The organism is Pedobacter sp. B4419, assembly GCF_059693725.1.
Genome location: NZ_JCASSL010000001.1, coordinates 2,389,677 through 2,406,001 on the forward strand (window position 1 = coordinate 2,389,677; position 16,325 = coordinate 2,406,001).

Annotated in this window: 10 protein-coding genes; 6 read left to right on the plus strand and 4 right to left on the minus strand. The window is 43.1% G+C overall.

Going from position 1 to position 16,325, the window contains the following annotated elements; all coding sequences use genetic code 11:
* Positions 1-118 precede the first annotated feature (118 nt).
* Together AC570H_RS09935 and AC570H_RS09940 are read right to left on the minus strand one after the other, a co-directional pair.
* The gene (locus AC570H_RS09935) at positions 119-1,099 is read right to left on the minus strand and encodes a FecR domain-containing protein (RefSeq protein WP_497354228.1); all 981 of its coding nucleotides are present in this window, start codon (positions 1,097-1,099) and stop codon (positions 119-121) included.
* Between the two features lie 154 nt (positions 1,100-1,253).
* Complete coding sequence (locus tag AC570H_RS09940; RefSeq protein ID WP_497354230.1) at positions 1,254-1,838, minus strand: RNA polymerase sigma-70 factor; 585 nt, start codon at positions 1,836-1,838, stop codon at positions 1,254-1,256.
* A 160-nt stretch (positions 1,839-1,998) separates the two neighbouring features.
* Here AC570H_RS09940 and AC570H_RS09945 point away from each other — a divergent pair, with 160 nt between their 5' ends.
* From AC570H_RS09945 to AC570H_RS09955, 3 genes are all read left to right on the plus strand, one after another.
* Positions 1,999-8,310 (plus strand): alpha-2-macroglobulin family protein, encoded by a 6,312-nt coding sequence (locus tag AC570H_RS09945; protein ID WP_497354232.1) that lies wholly within the window; start codon positions 1,999-2,001, stop codon positions 8,308-8,310.
* A gap of 175 nt (positions 8,311-8,485) precedes the next feature.
* Positions 8,486-8,773: a hypothetical protein gene (locus tag AC570H_RS09950; RefSeq protein ID WP_497354234.1), complete on the plus strand. Its 288-nt coding sequence runs from the start codon at positions 8,486-8,488 to the stop codon at positions 8,771-8,773.
* Positions 8,770-9,345: a hypothetical protein gene (locus tag AC570H_RS09955; protein WP_497354236.1), complete on the plus strand. Its 576-nt coding sequence runs from the start codon at positions 8,770-8,772 to the stop codon at positions 9,343-9,345. The genes AC570H_RS09950 and AC570H_RS09955 overlap by 4 nt, the downstream gene beginning before the upstream one ends.
* Before the next feature lie 39 nt (positions 9,346-9,384).
* Here AC570H_RS09955 and AC570H_RS09960 read toward each other — a convergent pair whose 3' ends face one another.
* Positions 9,385-11,352, minus strand: a complete 1,968-nt coding sequence (locus AC570H_RS09960) for an SGNH/GDSL hydrolase family protein (protein WP_497354238.1) — start codon at positions 11,350-11,352, stop codon at positions 9,385-9,387.
* Positions 11,353-11,464: 112 nt separating this feature from the next.
* Positions 11,465-12,343, minus strand: a complete 879-nt coding sequence (locus AC570H_RS09965) for an AraC family transcriptional regulator (protein WP_497354240.1) — start codon at positions 12,341-12,343, stop codon at positions 11,465-11,467.
* Positions 12,344-12,647: 304 nt separating this feature from the next.
* On the opposite strand from AC570H_RS09965, the gene AC570H_RS09970 reads away from it, so the two are divergent.
* From AC570H_RS09970 to AC570H_RS09980, 3 genes are read left to right on the plus strand one after another with little or no spacing between them, the layout of a single operon-like run.
* Positions 12,648-13,430, plus strand: coding sequence for an SDR family NAD(P)-dependent oxidoreductase (locus tag AC570H_RS09970; RefSeq protein ID WP_497354242.1), 783 nt, complete (start codon positions 12,648-12,650; stop codon positions 13,428-13,430).
* Positions 13,431-13,444: 14 nt separating this feature from the next.
* Complete coding sequence (locus tag AC570H_RS09975; RefSeq protein WP_497354244.1) at positions 13,445-14,674, plus strand: enolase C-terminal domain-like protein; 1,230 nt, start codon at positions 13,445-13,447, stop codon at positions 14,672-14,674.
* On the plus strand, positions 14,671-16,320 hold the full coding sequence (locus AC570H_RS09980; RefSeq protein WP_497354246.1) for a sodium:solute symporter: 1,650 nt from the start codon (positions 14,671-14,673) through the stop codon (positions 16,318-16,320). Before AC570H_RS09975 ends, AC570H_RS09980 begins: the two co-directional genes overlap by 4 nt.
* Positions 16,321-16,325: the final 5 nt, after the last annotated feature.

The window sequence follows — 16,325 nt, forward strand, 5'->3', positions numbered from 1 at the left end:
ATGATTTAGAACATTCCTATCTTCAGGAAGCCTATGGACCGATTGCCGTCGGTTCATAGTTTTTTATGGCCTTGCCATTCTCTCTGGATCGTTAGCTTCTTTTCTTCTTCATAATTGGTTAGTTGGTTTTCTCACAGCCGTTGCCGTAAACCGTGACGATGTTATTTTTGATCTTATAGCTTGCTTGGTTAAATTCGCAGATAACGCCTATGGCCTGCGCCAGGGTTTTGTCCTTTTTGATGGTGCCGGTAAAGCGACAGTTTTTCAGTTTTTCATTGTTAAACTTCACTTGTACGTTATATTGCTTTTCTAGGGCCAAGGCGGCCTCGCCGAAAGTGGCATTGTCGAAATAAAGGTCATCGGGCAACCAGGTAAGCACAGCCATGGCATCTGTTTGGCTCTGTACATGGCTTTTGCTCTGCTCTTGATAAACGATCTGCTGGTTAGGTGTTAATAGGCCCAAAACCTTTCCTTCTTCTGCCACTTGCACCTTGCCCCGGGTTACCACTACCTTTACTTCATTGCCCGATTTGTTTGAGCTGATGTTAAAGGCAGTACCCAATACGGTGGTGGTTATTTTACCCGTATGAACCATAAAGGGTCTTTGTGCATTGTGTTGCACATCAAAATACGCCTCTCCCATGAGGTATACTTCCCTGCTTTTGTGTGCAGCTGATGTGTTGTACCTGATGGTAGCTCCGGCGTTGAGCCATACGCTGCTGCCATCGCTCAACATTACGTACTGCTTGATGTTGGCCGGAGCGCTAATGGAGGTCCAGTTTGTATTGGGATTGATAATTTCCTTTTGTTTCGGCCAAAGCAAGAAAAGCAATAAAAAGCCTACAATTGCCGCAGCGCTTGCCATGGCCAGTTTTAACCAATTGAAAGGTTTGAGCTGAACAACTTTTTGATCCCTGGCAGCTATTGTATCTTCTACCCGATGGTATACCTTTTGCAACCAAGCCTCTTGGGCAGGCACATCCAGCTCGTCCCAAACTTTTGGGTCGTTAGGTGAAGCCAACCAGTTTTCAACCACTTGCTGCTCCTCTAAACTGGCCTCGCCTTTAAGGTACCTATCTAATAATTTATCGATTTTCATAAACGCCTTTCTTTATAAGCGTATAAAGCTGGCATTGGTACTATCAAAAAATGAAAAAAAATTATGGCGTACTGTTGATAGCTCTTAATCAAGGATTTAGATTTTCATCATTGCTATAACGAAAGCCTCAACCTATTCATCTATGGCAGAAAGACTAATGTGATTTCATCAGCAAAAAAACCAATACCGGCAAGGCCTCTTTTAAATATTTGAGTGCTGTGGTGAGCTGGTTTTTAACGGTCTGCTCAGAAATGTCCAGTTTTTCGGCGATCTGTTTTACGCTGAGGTGCTCTTGCCTGCTCAACCTGTAAATTTCCTGTATGCGAGGAGATAGCTTCTCCAACGAAGTTTCGAGGGTTTGTTGCAGTTCTTTGGCTTCGAGCTGCTGGTCGGCGCTTTGGGCATAGCTGGTTTCCAATGCCTGCAAAAATGCCGCATAACGCTGATGGTTGCTGTTTTTCCTGATGTGGTCTATTACCCGGTAACGAGTGGCCGAATAGAGATAGCTTTTAAGGTTCAGCTCCTTATCCAACTGATGCCTTCTTTCCCAAAGCCAAACAAAAAGATCATGCAAAATATCGCTGGCCTCATCCAAATCGTGCAACCTTGAACTGGCTACCGTAAAACGAGTAAGGTCTTTGCTATACCGGTTATAGATTTCGGTAAAGGCACCCTTGCTGTCTTCTTTAAGCAGCGCAACTAATTGCTGGTCGTTTAACGTATTGAATTGCATGTGCATCTGGTCCTTGGCAAATATAGCATTATGGTTCAATTAAAAGTCCGGCCTATAAGTTTCGTAAACCAATCGTGATTTTAGCTAAATTAGGACACTAAACCAGAAAACTTTTCGCAGCTTATGGAATTGCAAAAGCGATTTCATCTTTCTTAAAACCATTCATATGAAGTTTACGCTACGCCTATCGCTGTTAGTTGCTTTTGTACTTGTAACCGCAAATGCAGCCAACGCACAAAAATATACCTTCGACAGTTTTTATAAAGTCGATTCTCTAGCCAAAGAGGGCCAGCCCAAAACGGCACTCGAGCTGGTCGGCAAAATTAACGAGCAGGCCCGTGCCAAGGGCGATGCAGCTTTGCTCATCAAATCGGTGGTTTACCGCATGCTGTTTCAGAGCTACCTGGAAGAAGAGGCCTTCGACAAAATTTTGGTAGGCTTAAGAAAAGACATCGAGCTGGCCAAACAGCCCGAAAAAAGCATATTGCAATCTTTATTGGCCGAAATGTACTGGAACTATTACCAGCAAAACAACTATAGAATTGCGAACAGAACCAGTGTGGAGGGCAATATAGGCGATGATATCAAAACCTGGTCCATTCCTAAAATCACTGCTGAAGTAACGAAAAGCCTATTGCTGTCGGTCTCGCAAAAAGAACTGTTGCAGCAGACCAAGATCGATAAATACGAACAGGTACTTAACGGCGATAAAAACACCAGAAGCCTCAGACCAACGCTTTATGACCTGCTGGCGCACCGCGCTATCGACATTTTCGTTAACACCCAACTCAATTTTACCCAAATAAGCGACGAAAGCATCGATTTTAGCAATCCTATATGGTCTGCTCCTACCCAAACCTTCTTAGCCACCGAAATCCCACAAAGCGATAGCAGCTTGTTCTATGTCCAAGCGATGCAGCTGTTCAAAAACCTTGCTCAGTTTCATGTTAGGCAACAAAACAAAGCCGCTTTGGCAGACCTTGAGCTCAAAAGGCTGAAATTCGTTTACCTCCATAACAACAACGATGACAAGGGTGAATTATACTATACTTCCCTGCAGCGCTTGGCGAGCGAAAATACAGGCACTGAAATTTATGCGGATATTTTATACGAGCAGGCTTCATTGCATAAAGAAGCTCAACTCCAAATAGATACTAACAAATTAAATCTGGTTAAGGCCGTAGAACTGGCTAATATAGCCGTGAAGAGCTATCCCAAAAGCCAGGGAGCCAGCAATGCGGCGAGCCTTGTTAAACAAATAGAGTATCCCGAACTGAATATGAAAACCAGGGGTGTTAATTTGCCCAACAAGCCTTTTCAGTTGCACCTTGCCTATAAAAATCTCGATACCATTTATTTTAAGCTTTACAAAAGGCTAGCAGTAGAAAGAACCTACGTCAATCTCTATAATCAAAAAGAGTATGATGCTTATTTTGCAAAGAAAAAAACCATTAGAGAATGGTTTATCGTTTTGCCCAAGCAAACAGACTATCAAACGCACACCTTGATAGACAAAATAGAGGGCCTCGCCGCTGGCAAATATATGCTCGTATCGAGAGAAAACCGCTTTAACGCAACAAAGGCTTATACAGCTTACCTCAGTTTTAACATATCGACACTTGCAGTTACAGATCGAATTTTAAACAGCCGGCACGAATATGTGGTAAGCAGTGCCATTAACGGACAGCCTTTAAAGAACATCAGCATACATCAAAAAAGACAGGGAAATGGCGGCTTGCTCTATGATGGAGATATCTTAAAAACCAATGAAAATGGCTATGCTTCAACCGATGAAATCTATAATACTTACCGAGCGGTAATCGTTGATAAAAAAGATTCGCTGGATATCGACCTCAACAATTACAATTATAAAGACAGACAAGCCAGAAAACGCATCATTCTGTTTACAGATAGGCCAATTTATAGACCGGGCCAGCAGGTATATTACAAAGGACTGTTTATCCAAAACGAAAATTCGACCAGTAGCATACTGCCCAATGAGGAGGTAAAACTCGCCTTTAAAGACGCTAACTATAAGGATATTGAAGAAATAAAAGCCACTACCAATGAGTATGGTACTTTTCAGGGAGTGTTCACCATCCCGATGGGTAAGCTCAATGGGCAAATGCGCTTGCAAACCGATTATGGCGGCATCAGCATACAGGTTGAAGAATACAAAAGACCAACATTTGAGGTTGTTTTTGACAAATCTGATCAAAAATATAAACTCAATGATAGCGTAAAAGTAAAGGGAACGGCTCTAGCCTTTGCTGGCTATGCTGTAAGTGGTGCCAAAGTGAAATATAAGGTACTGAGAATAGAAAATACTTTCGATGGCATTTATCGATCTCGCTACGTAACACCAAAGCAAATTGCCATAGGCCAAACTGCTACCAAAGATGGCGGCAAGTTCGACTTTAGTTTTTTTGCCAAGGCCGACAATGCCAGCATCAATTATACCTACGAGATCAATGTAGAGCTTACCGACATTAATGGCGAAACCAGGGCCAATACCAAAACCATTAATGTGGGCAAAAAAGACCTGTTACTTAACGCCAGTGTAGCTGAACAACTATTTTTAGGCACCAAGCCTGACAGTGTTTCATTTAGCTTGACCAACCTCAACAACGAACCGGCTAAGGGAAACATCCAAATTGAATGGGCGTTGTTGCAAACCCCTGCCCGATTAACCAACAAAAGTTATTTTGATGCAGAAAAATACAGCCTAAGCAGAGCAGATTTTATCAAGACCTTTCCAAACGAAGATTATAACGACGAAAGCAACCCTGCAAAATGGCCAGTCAAAACAATCGCCTTCAAACAGCAAACCACAAGCGACAAAAAGAGCTTGCCCCTCAATGCAAAGGACCTGCCGGAGGGTTTTTACAGGGTAAAATTTACAGCTATAAATGCCTCGAACGATACGGTTAGCCTTGTTAAAATGGTTCGGGCTTATCCAACATCGCCTGTTGCCATTCAAAACCATACGGAGTGGCTGGTGGCCGAAAAAACAAGAATTGCCCCTAATGAGGAAGCTATTTTTAGGGTGGCTTCCCTATTCGCCAACAGCAAGGGCTATTATGAGGTGTATCAAAAAGACAGCATTGTACAAAGAACGTGGTTTAATCTCTCTCCTCAACAAACCATTGTTCGGATAAAGCCAAATCCAAAATATGGAAATGATTTTGCCGTACAGTTTACCCTGGTTCAAGATGGAATTGTGTACAACTCGCTTCAAAACATCACTATTGCTGATCCAAGCAAAGAATTGGAGATCAAGTTTCTCACTTTTAGAGACAAGCTGCAGCCTGGAGAAAAGGAAAGCTGGAAACTGAAAATCAGCAATAAAAAAGGCGAAAAAGAAATGGCAGAATTGGTGGCTACCCTGTATGATGCCTCGCTCAACGACCTTAAAAAAATGAATTGGCAAACCAATCTCGAAACCAATTACAGTTACCAAAACTATAACTGGAATTTTGGCGTGGGCAACCTGCAAATGAGTAATTATTTATGGTTTTTAAGAGCAGTTCCCTATTTCAACCCAACAGTTCGCGATTACGAAAAACTTGACTTTTTTGGCTATAATTATTTTGGTGGCTATAATTACACCTACCGCAATTACATTAATAAGCTGGCCACGTCTTTAAAGGCCAAATCATCGGCACAAACGCAAAAAGGCCTAGCTGATTTAGCCAAAGGCACCCTACTTTATGGGGTTGTTACCGATAATGATGGTTTCGGTTTGCCTGGGGCAGTAGTAACCGTAAACGGAGTTGGTGCCGTGACCAATCAGCTGGGTATTTACAGCATCAAGGCCAAAGAAGGCGACAAACTCGTAGCAACTATGATTGGCTATACCACTTTTCAAACAAAGGTAGGCAAAAACAAAAGGCTGGATATTGCATTGAAAGAAGACCAGAAAGCTTTAGATGAAGTAATGGTTACGGCTGCTGGCCAAGCCAGACAAAAAAGATCGGTTGCAGGAGCAGTTAGCACACTGCAAGCAAAAGAACTTGCTCAGGCAGCGCCGGTGGCAGCATTAACTGTTGAAGACAACAAAGTTTATAATTTTGTGAGCATTGATGCTTATGATCCTGTTACCAAAACACGTATGGTAAATGGTAAACCAGTTAGAGAAACGCCTAAAATCGTTCCCCGCACCAATTTTAACGAAACGGCCTTCTTTTATCCGCAGCTGCATACCAATGAGCAGGGAGAAATCAATATCGAGTTTACCATTCCGCAATCGCTTACCCGTTATCAAATGATGGGCTTTGCCCATACCAAGGACCTTAAAACGGCTTCGGTGAGCAATCAATTGGTTACCCAAAAGCAGTTAGCCATTTCGGCAAATGCACCACGTTTTTTCCGCGAAGGCGATACGATTGTACTCAGCGCCAAACTGAATAATCTTTCGGGTGCCCAGTTAAAAGGCAAGGCCAGTTTAGAGTTACGCAATGCCTTGACAGGAAAAGTGATCCAAATTAATGCGCCGGGAACGGAAACGAACCAAACATTCGAGGTAGCCAATGCAGGCAACGAGGTGCTCAAATGGCCATTGATCATTCCGGCAGGTTTAGGCGCCATTACCTACAAGGTGTTGGCTCAGGCAGGCAACTATAGCGATGGCGAAGAAATGACCATTCCGGTATTGCCTAATTCAATGCTGGTAACCGAAAGCATGCCTTTAAACGTGCGTGGCAATACAAGCAAGGTGTTCAACCTAGAGAAACTGAAACAATCAGGCTCCTCTCAAACTTTGCATCACCAAAGCCTTACTTTCGAATTTACCTCCAATCCGGTTTGGTATGCCGTACAGGCACTTCCCTATCTAATGGAATACCCTTATGAGTGTGCCGAGCAAACCTTTAGTCGCTTTTATGCCAATAGTTTTGCTACCGGCATTATCAACAGCTCACCTAAAATCAAACAGGTATTTGAGCAATGGCAACAGGTTAAAAACGGCGAAGCGCTTCTTTCCAATTTAGAGAAGAACCAGGAACTGAAATCGGTTTTGCTAGAGGAAACACCATGGCTACGCCAGGCCGAAAACGAAACCGAGCGTAAAAAGAGATTAGCGGTGCTGTTCGACCTTAACCGCATGACCTATGAACTGAAAAGCAACTTCGAAAAATTGGAGAAAATGCAATTGGCCAATGGTTCCTTCTCTTGGTTTACCGGCATGAGCGAAGACCGATACATCACCCAGCATATTGTATTGGGCATGAGCCAGTTGAAACACCTTAAGCTGGTTGACGAGAAAAGCTATCCTAATTTCAACAATGTGTTGAGCAAAGCGATCAACTATTTGGATCTAAAGCTGATACAGGACTACAAAAGCGAACTCGAAGGCAAGGGAGCTGCTTATTTTCCTCTACATTATTTGTATGGCAGAAGTTATGGCATACCTAAAAACACAAATCCAGATTTTGTTAAAGCCTACAATTATTACCTCCATAGCATAGGCGAGAGCTGGCTAAAAATGGACAGCTACCAATTGGCACAGGCAGCCTTAGTGCTGCACCGTAACGGCAAACAGGCTGTGGCACTCAAAATCATCAACCTGCTTAAACAAACCGCACAGCAAAGTGATGAAATGGGCATGTACTGGGCCAATAACAAAAGTGGTTGGTGGTGGTACCAAAGTCCGATTGAAACTCAAGCCATATTAATCGAAGCTTTTGACGAAGTGGCTTCAGATACCAAATCTGTTGAAGAAATGAAGATTTGGCTGCTCAAGAATAAACAGACCAACGATTGGAAAACCACCAAGGCTACCGCAGCGGCCTGCTATGCCCTGTTAATGCGTGGCTACAACCTTTTGGCGGAATCTGCCGAACCAACTGTATCAATCGGCAATAAAAGCTTGGCCGATTTAGGCTTTGTCGATGCGCCTAAAGAAGCCGGAACAGGTTATCAAAAAGTAACTATTGCCGGATCGGCCGTGAAGCCTGAAATGGGCAAAGTTGAAATTAAAAACAACAACCAAACCATTGCCTGGGGTGCACTTTACTGGCAATATTTTGAACAGTTGGATAAAATTACACCGGCTGCAACAGGTATTAAAATCAAAAAAGAGCTGTTCTTGCAAAAGCAATCGAATGCCGGCAACATCCTTACGCCTTTAACCTCCACCAATGTGCTCAGTCCCGGCGATTTGATTAAGGTAAGGATCGAAATTTATGCCGACCGTGCCATGGAATATGTTCACCTTAAGGATATGCGTTCATCGGGTTTTGAGCCTATAAATGTAATTTCAAGGTACAAATACCAAGATGGCTTGGGCTATTATGAAAGCACAAAAGATGCCAGCACCAATTTCTTCATCGGTTATTTGCCTAAAGGTACTTATGTATTCGAATATCCATTGCGTGTAACCCATTCGGGCAATTTTTCTAATGGCATTACATCGCTACAGAGCATGTATGCACCAGAGTTTACCACCCACTCGCAAGGAATCAGGGTTACGGTTAAATAGATCAGCGCAAAAGCCAGCATAAATTATGCTGGCTTTTGCAATAATATCCCTTCAAAAAACTCATTTCCGAGCTTAAAACGACGTTTTTATCAAAAATACCTAGAATTAAGTATTGTGTTGCCCCTGCTGTAGGAGTAGTTTTGGTTAACTATTAAGCAAACAAATCAATCGGAAAATGAAACAAGCAAAAAAACTATTGTTCTTCGCCATGGCGCTCCCTGTATTGGCAGCCAGCTGTGAACTTTTTGAGGCAGAGCCCGAAGAAGAAGAAACCAAAAAAGTAGACAACACCACCTATTCTTACAGCTACACTTGTCCAACAGGAAAGAAGTACAGCATCCAAATTCCCAATAGGCTATCTGCAGCCTGCAAAAAGAACTGGGAATACTATGCACGCACTTATGGTTGCAACGATGCGGATAATTTTCAAGATGCGAACGCCAAAAAAGCACAATGCCCATGAGAACGCTCTTCATTATCGCTTTAGTTTGTGTCTTTGGAATGGCAAAGGCACAAATTAAGCTAACCTCTGGCCAATACACCACGGCAGACGGTTATTATACCGTAACCATCAACTTTGAAGGCAGCACCCTTACCTTGATAGAACCCAACCGTACTTCTATTTATAAAAAGGTAGACAATAACATCTTCAGTTTCGTCCATCCCACTTCAAAGGTGGATTACCGCATTGAGGTGATGGATCCTGCCACCATTCAAACCTTTAAGCCTGGGGTGTCTAACAGCCGTTATACCATTAAGCTGAGCAGTACCAGCATGGATTCTGACAACGAGCAGTATAAAACCTATTCGGCCATAGCCGAGCGCTACAAAGCCAAAATGGAAACCGATAAAAAGGATGCCCAGTTGTGGTCGCTTTGTGCAGCCGCCGCCTATGTGCGAAGTACCATGAACGAAGAAGGCTTTAAGGAATACGCCGAGAAAGTAACATCGTCAATCAAGCTTATTGTGGTAAACAAAGCCAAATGCCCTTGCGAAGATGTTATTCCAACTACGATATGGAACAACACCAAATAAGGATGATCAAAAACAAAGGCCTCAAATTGAGGCCTTTTATTATTTATTCACCAAAAAATGAACAATCCTGCAGGCATTGCCCTTACTGTTTGCATTTTTATTGGCACTTATCCTGAGTTTGAGTTCATGCTTTTTATTGGGCAAATCTGCAGCCAGCAAAATATACCAGGGCAAATGTAGCTTGGCGCTCCACTGCGTAAACAAGTCGACAGTTTTAAAAGGCTGTCCATCAATTGCGTATTCTATTATCCCAGCATCGCCACCAGCAACAATGGCCAAACCCACGGCACTGCCGGTAATAGAAAGGCTAAGTTCCGATCCCGGCGTTTCTGCAGTCAAGACTGGTACTTTCACAAAACCTTCCCTCGTACTTAATCCATCTTTCGGTTCCCATTTGGCCAAGTGTTCCCAGCCTTTTCCCAATTTGGCATTTTCGAGCGCATAATAGGTCCCATTTGAAAAACTCTTGCTGTTTAAAGGCTTAGCGGGAAGCTTGTATGCGCCCGTTGCTTTGCCGTTTGGATCGAAACACCTGGACAATAAACGCTTAATGGCCGAAAAATAGATTTCCTGTCCGAATACCGAAGGGTGCAGGTCTTTAAAATCGTAGGTCCAGCTGTATTCCTTTGCAGTTATTTGATCATGTACCAGTTTAGCTAAGTTAATGGATGGCAAACCATAATGAGCAGCTACTTTTTCGTGGTTGGCTACCTCGGCAGGTTCTTTGTTAAGGTCGTAATCGCCGTTTTTTGCCGGATCTGCAAAGGATAAAAACACAATATCGATTGCAGGATTAGCCTTTTTGGCTTGTAGTACAATGCCTTCCAAATCTCTTATTTGTGTAAGGCTATCTGTACCATTGCCACGGTCGTTTACCGCAGCTTCTACAAACAACAGGTCTATGTTTTTAAGATCGGGCAAATCTGTCGACATTCTAAAAACATGGGGCAAGCTGCCCAGCGATGGGATACCTGCCTTTATGAATTTAAAATTGGCTTCAGGGAAACTTTCTTTCAAATAAGTACTTGTTTTGGTGCGCCAGCCTTCATTATAAGTAATAGAACCACCCAGAAAAGCTACAGTGGCTTGTTTATTCTTTAGGATAACCTTGTGTACATTTTCAAGCCCATTTCTAGACTTTATGTAGGCATCCTGATTAACTTTGGGAGCAATTGGCCAGCTATTGTTCAGGATAAAATTGGCCCATTCTTCGGCTTTATCGATTGGAAAATGATGCGCCTTTAAATCCTGCGGACCATTAGTTACCGGAAAAACACTTGCTGGTCCTCCCAAAGCGGTATACCGTTGTACCAATGGGTAGGTGTTTTCCGCCACCGGAACGATCTGATCGGCATTTGAAATCACGTGTAACACAGGCACCTTAAAAGAAGCCAAGCCATCCAAATCATTCAATGGGATATCACGGTAGGAAAGTGCCGTTTCTTCAGTGAGCTTTAGCACTTCCAAACATTGGGCCCATGTGGCCTTATCTCCATTTCCTTTTCCTTTACCTCCCGGCCAACTAATGATATCGCAAACTGGTGCCTCGTTGTAGATGCAGGAAACTTTATCAGGATTTCTCTTTGCCCAGCCGTATACATATAATCCGCCTCTGCTCACTCCTTCTAAAGCTGGTTTAGGTGCAAAAGACAGGCTATCCGTTAAATAATAATAGCTTTTATCCCATACCTTCATGGCATAGGGACTGCCGTATTGATCATCAACTTTGACAAAGAAAACATGAAAACCTTTTGTTAAAAGCAAGCTATCCATGTCTGTATGCCAATCTGGAAAGGAAGCCCGCCATACCCAAGGCTTGCCACTTAAGGCTTTTGCCGGTGCCACGTACCAGGCATCATGGCCAGAAATCTTAAAATGGGTCCGATTAAAACCCTTCCATTTGTCCTGTTTTACGAAAGAGGAAGGTTTAATTGCATTTTGCTGTGCGTGAATATTGGCTGTACTACTCGCGAAGAGCAGCAACAAGCAAGCTATTATTTTTTGCATCTGTTTAAAGTTTGTTTTTCGATAAGTAAACGAATTGCAAATTAGCATCATTCTTTAAAAAAAATCGATAAAGCCAACATTGCATCATCATTGGTAAATTTTATTGGTTGGTTTATTTGGCGACCAGCATTTTTTTATATTCTCGTGGAGTAATGCCTTTGGCGCCCCTAAAAAAACGGTTAAAATTAGACAAGCTATTAAAACCACAGGCATAGGCCAGGTTACTGATTTGGTGTTCCCCATCGGCCATGAGCTTACAGGCGTGACCAATGCGTACTTCATTTACAAACTCTACAAAGGTTTTCTGCGTACGGCTCTTAAAATACCGACAAAAAGCTTGTTTGTTCATATTGATCAATGCAGCAACATCATCTAGCTGTATATCGGCCGAGAAATTAGTAAACACATATTTGAATACCTTATCCATCCTGTCGTTGTCTTTGAGCTGATAATTATTGACGTAGCCAATGCTGGCCAATAGTTCGTACTCTTTAGTGCGAGAGAGGATATCGAGGATTTTTAACAGCAAGATCATCTTTCCAAAATCGTCATCCCCTGCTGCCATCTGCAATAAAAGTTCTTTTAAGCTTTTTTTGGTTTCTCCAAAAAACTTCATTCCACGCTTGGCGATTTGCAACATCTCCTTAAGCCGTTGCAGCTTTACCATGCCAGAAAAAGCCTCGGTCAGCTTGTCGGAATCAAAAAACAGAGACACCGAACGCGCATGGGGCAAAGGTTCCTTGTCGTCAAAATATTGTTGATCATTATGCCAAACGTGCGGCAGGTTAGATCCGATAAAGGTGAGCTCATCGTCCTCGAACGTATCTATGCTGTCGCCTATAATTCTTCTCCCCCTGCTCTCCACAACATAGTTCATTTGGCATTCGAGGTGAAAATGGAAGGTGGTCGAAAAATAAGGGCTGTCCACAATTTTAGTCTTGAAGACCTCATTTTCAGAACCTTCTAATATTTTAGCAAAAACTGGTTTCATATTAGCAATTCTTATTGATTTGGTAATTGGGGATGCTAATATATAGTTAAATATATCTTAAAATCAACAAATATGTAGTAGAATTTTATGCGCTTCCTGACAAAACAAACTGCAAATTAGCATCAAACAATCAATAAAATACTAATCGAGCTAATATAACACCATAACTGGCAAATTTAGTTTTAGTAATCTCAACCATGTTGCCCTACCTTTAGTTTAACGTTCTCCAACCAAATATAACCAATTTTAACAGGGCTTAAACTTTAGCAAATGAAGGATAAGCTTAATTGAACTATTCATTTACATGACGGGTGAGCAGAAAACATTGCAGCATAAAGTAATTCTTTTAACCGGTGGTGCCGATGGCATCGGTTGGGAATGTGCCAAAGCCTACACCAATGCAGGGGCAATTGTTTGCATTGCAGACAAGGTTTTAGTTGCAGAAGCCAAATTAAACACTTTGGCCAGTACCGAAACCCTGTCCTTAAGCTGCAATGTAAGCCACGAGGAAGAAGTTAAATCGGCAATAGCCTTTATTATTGAAAAATATGGCCGTTTGGATGCCGTCCACAACAACGCCGCCGTAACCAGTCCTTCTACCTCTTTAGACTATACCAGCAACCAGGAATGGGATTTGCTGATGGACGTAAACCTTAAAAGCATATTATACACGACCAGGTATGCCATTGCCCACCTCAAGGCCAGCAAAGGATGCATTTTAAACACCAGTTCACTGGTAGCTAGCATTGGACAAGACAACCACGCCGCCTATGTAGCCACCAAAGGCGCAGTAAATGCCCTTACCAAGGCGATGGCTTTAGATTATGCACCATTTGGCATAAGGGTAAATGCAATAGCCCCTGCGGCCGTGAACACACCTGCCCTACAGGTTTGGTGCGAAGAGCAGGCCAATAAAAGCGACATCCAACAATACCTTAATGCCTTGCAGCCTCTGGGCAATATGCCCTTAGGCGATGTAATTGCCGATGCCTGTGTTTTTTTGCTTAGTAATTCGGCTCGGTTCATTACCGGAACCATCTTGCCTGTAAGTGGCGGAGCCGAGCTTGGCTACAGAACTCTCCTCTAGTTTAAAACCTACCTATGATTAACCATATTCAATTACAAGATGCAAGATATGCCCTAGCCGATGGTGCAGGCAGCGATGCTGTACACAAAAATCCCAAATACGCGTATGCCGTAACCAAGCTTACAGATGAGCGTGGCCATACAGGTACCGGCTTGGCTTTTTCTTTGGGAGAAGGCAATGACCTGGTTTGCAAGGCTGCCCAATTTTATGCCGAAAAACTAAAAGGGAAAGACATTGAAGAGCTGATGCACAACTTCGGACAAGTGTTTTACGAACTGGCCAATGAGCAACAGTTCAGGTGGCTGGGGCCACACAAAGGCGTAGTACACTTGGGCTTGGCCAGCGTTACCAATGCCTGTTATGACCTTTGGGCAAAAAAGAGAGGTGTTCCGCTTTGGAAGCTGCTCATTGACCTTAGTCCAGAAGAAGTGGTAAATACCCTAGATCTCTCCTACCTGGAAGACGTATTGACCCGAGAAGAAGCCATTGAAATGCTGACCGCGCAAATGACCAGTAGAAAAGACCGTGAAAAAATCATCAGTATGGGTTATCCTGGCTATGACACTTCTGTAGGCTGGTTCAATTACAGTGATGAACAAGTTAGGATCAACTGCCAAAAGGCCATTGCAAGCGGTTTTAAGGCCATGAAACTCAAAGTTGGTGCGCAAGATCCATTGCATGATATCCGTAGGGCAAATATTGTAAGGGAAGAAGCCGGAGATGAAATGAAAGTGATGCTCGATGCCAACCAGCAATGGACCCTGCCCAAAGCCATTGCCATTTGCAACGAACTTAAACAGATGAATCCCTATTGGATAGAAGAACCTACCCACCCTGATGATATATTGGCGCACCAAACATTGGCCAAAGAAATTGCCCCCATCAAATTAGCGCTGGGCGAACATGTGCCTAACCGGGTGTTGTTTAAAAATTACCTGCAAACGGGTTGTGCAGGCTTTATTCAGGCAGATGCCGTAAGGGTTGGTGGCGTGAGCGAGTTTATTACCATTAGCCTGCTCAGCAAAAAATTTGGCATTCCGGTGGTGCCACATGTGGGCGACATGGGTCAGCTACATCAGCACTTGGTGTTGTTCAACCATATTGCCATGAGCCATAAAGCCTTGTTCTTAGAGCACATTCCGCACCTCAAGCAATATTTTGTCAATCCTGTCAACATAGAAAACGGCGTATATGTTACCCCTCAAGAACCAGGGAGCAGCTGCGACTTAATTGATGCATTATGATCAGTACAACAGACATCATCATTACCATTTGCTATGTTTTATTTATCGTAAGCATAGGTTTATGGGCGGGAATGCGCAAAAAGAAAGATAAAACCACCTCTTCGGGAGACTATTTTCTAGCCGGCAAAACCCTCCGTTGGCCCATGATCGGACTGGCTTTGTTTGCCACCAATATTTCTTGTTTGCATTTGGTAAGCCTTGCCCAAAGCGGTTTTGATACCGGCCTGCTCAATGGTAATTTTGAATGGATGGCCTCTTTTACGCTTATTTTGTTGGCCTTGTTCTTTATTCCGTTCTATATTCGATCTGGCGTAACTACCCTACCCGATTTCCTCGAAAAACGCTACAACAGGGCTTGTCGCGATTGGCTGGCATTCATTTCCATCATCTCTGCCATTATTATTCATATTGCCTTTTCTTTTTTGGCTGGTGGCATCGTATTAGAAACACTTTTTGGCATCAACATGTACACCAGTATTATTGTGATTGCTGCAGTTACAGGGCTCTATACCATTATTGGTGGCTTGCGGGCCGTGGTAGTTACCGAATCCATACAAAGTGTAGTGCTGATTGCCGGGGCCATTATCATTACCTTTTTTGCCTGGAATAAAATGGGCGGCTGGGATCATTTGACCACTGTATTGAAAACAGAGGGCGAAATGGATAAACTGAGCATGGTAAGGCCAATTGGCGACAAGAGCGGTTTATCATGGGTTGCCGTTTTTCTGGGCTATCCCATATTGGGTATCTGGTATTGGTGCGCCGATCAAACCATTGTACAAAGAGCCTTGGGCGCGAAAGATGAAAATCATGCCAAAGCCGGGGCCTTATTCTGTGGCTTTATCAAGATCCTGCCTGTTTTTATTTTTGTAATGCCTGGTTTGTTTGCCTACGCACTTTACAAAAGCAACCTCATCGACCTGAGCAGTTTGCAACATGCGGGCGCTGATGGTCAACAAGTATTAAATACCAAGGGCATATACACCTTGATGATTACTCAATTGCTTCCGAAGGGATTGGTAGGCATTTTGGTGGCAGCTTTGCTCTCCGGACTGATGAGCCAAATTGCTGGTGCCCTAAACTCTATTGCCACCTTAAGCAGTTTTGACCTTTACAAAAGGTATAGACCTATGGCCAGTGATGCCAAGCTAGTCAAAGTTGGTAGGCTTTCGGCGGGCATTGCCCTGTTGTTTTCTTTGGCCTTGCTGCCATTGCTCAACCGCTATGGAAGCCTCTTTGAAGGCATCAATGACATTATTGCACATATTGCACCACCCATTACCTGTGTCTTTTTATTGGGCGTTTTTTGGAAGAAAGCTTCAGCAAAAGCTGCCCAACTTACCTTATGGCTAGGTTCTTTACTGGGGATTACCGTTTTTGCCGTGAACAAACTTGATCCGGCAACCTTTATTGGCCAAACTTCATTTATGATGATGGCTTTTTATTTGTTTTGCGCCTGTGTGCTGTTACAAATCCTATTTTCCTACATCTACCCGATGCAGCACACTACGCAGAGCAAAAACCTCTATTGGAAATCTATCTGGGAACCGCTTCAAGCCAAGGGTTGGCCAGGTATCGGCAACTACAAAACATTGTCTCTTTTGCTTCTTTTAGTAATGGCTACTTTGTATTTTACATTCAGGTAAATGAT

Bases quoted from the DNA above. Each gene is read 5' to 3' on its own strand.
- AC570H_RS09980 (WP_497354246.1), top strand. From the start codon at position 14,671: ATGATCAGTACAACAGACATCATCATTACCATTTGCTATGTTTTATTT.
- AC570H_RS09945 (WP_497354232.1), top strand. From the start codon at position 1,999: ATGAAGTTTACGCTACGCCTATCGCTGTTAGTTGCTTTTGTACTTGTA.
- AC570H_RS09950 (WP_497354234.1), top strand. From the start codon at position 8,486: ATGAAACAAGCAAAAAAACTATTGTTCTTCGCCATGGCGCTCCCTGTA.
- AC570H_RS09955 (WP_497354236.1), top strand. From the start codon at position 8,770: ATGAGAACGCTCTTCATTATCGCTTTAGTTTGTGTCTTTGGAATGGCA.
- AC570H_RS09965 (WP_497354240.1), bottom strand. From the start codon at position 12,343: ATGAAACCAGTTTTTGCTAAAATATTAGAAGGTTCTGAAAATGAGGTC.
- AC570H_RS09975 (WP_497354244.1), top strand. From the start codon at position 13,445: ATGATTAACCATATTCAATTACAAGATGCAAGATATGCCCTAGCCGAT.
- AC570H_RS09970 (WP_497354242.1), top strand. From the start codon at position 12,648: ATGACGGGTGAGCAGAAAACATTGCAGCATAAAGTAATTCTTTTAACC.
- AC570H_RS09935 (WP_497354228.1), bottom strand. From the start codon at position 1,099: ATGAAAATCGATAAATTATTAGATAGGTACCTTAAAGGCGAGGCCAGT.
- AC570H_RS09960 (WP_497354238.1), bottom strand. From the start codon at position 11,352: ATGCAAAAAATAATAGCTTGCTTGTTGCTGCTCTTCGCGAGTAGTACA.
- AC570H_RS09940 (WP_497354230.1), bottom strand. From the start codon at position 1,838: ATGCACATGCAATTCAATACGTTAAACGACCAGCAATTAGTTGCGCTG.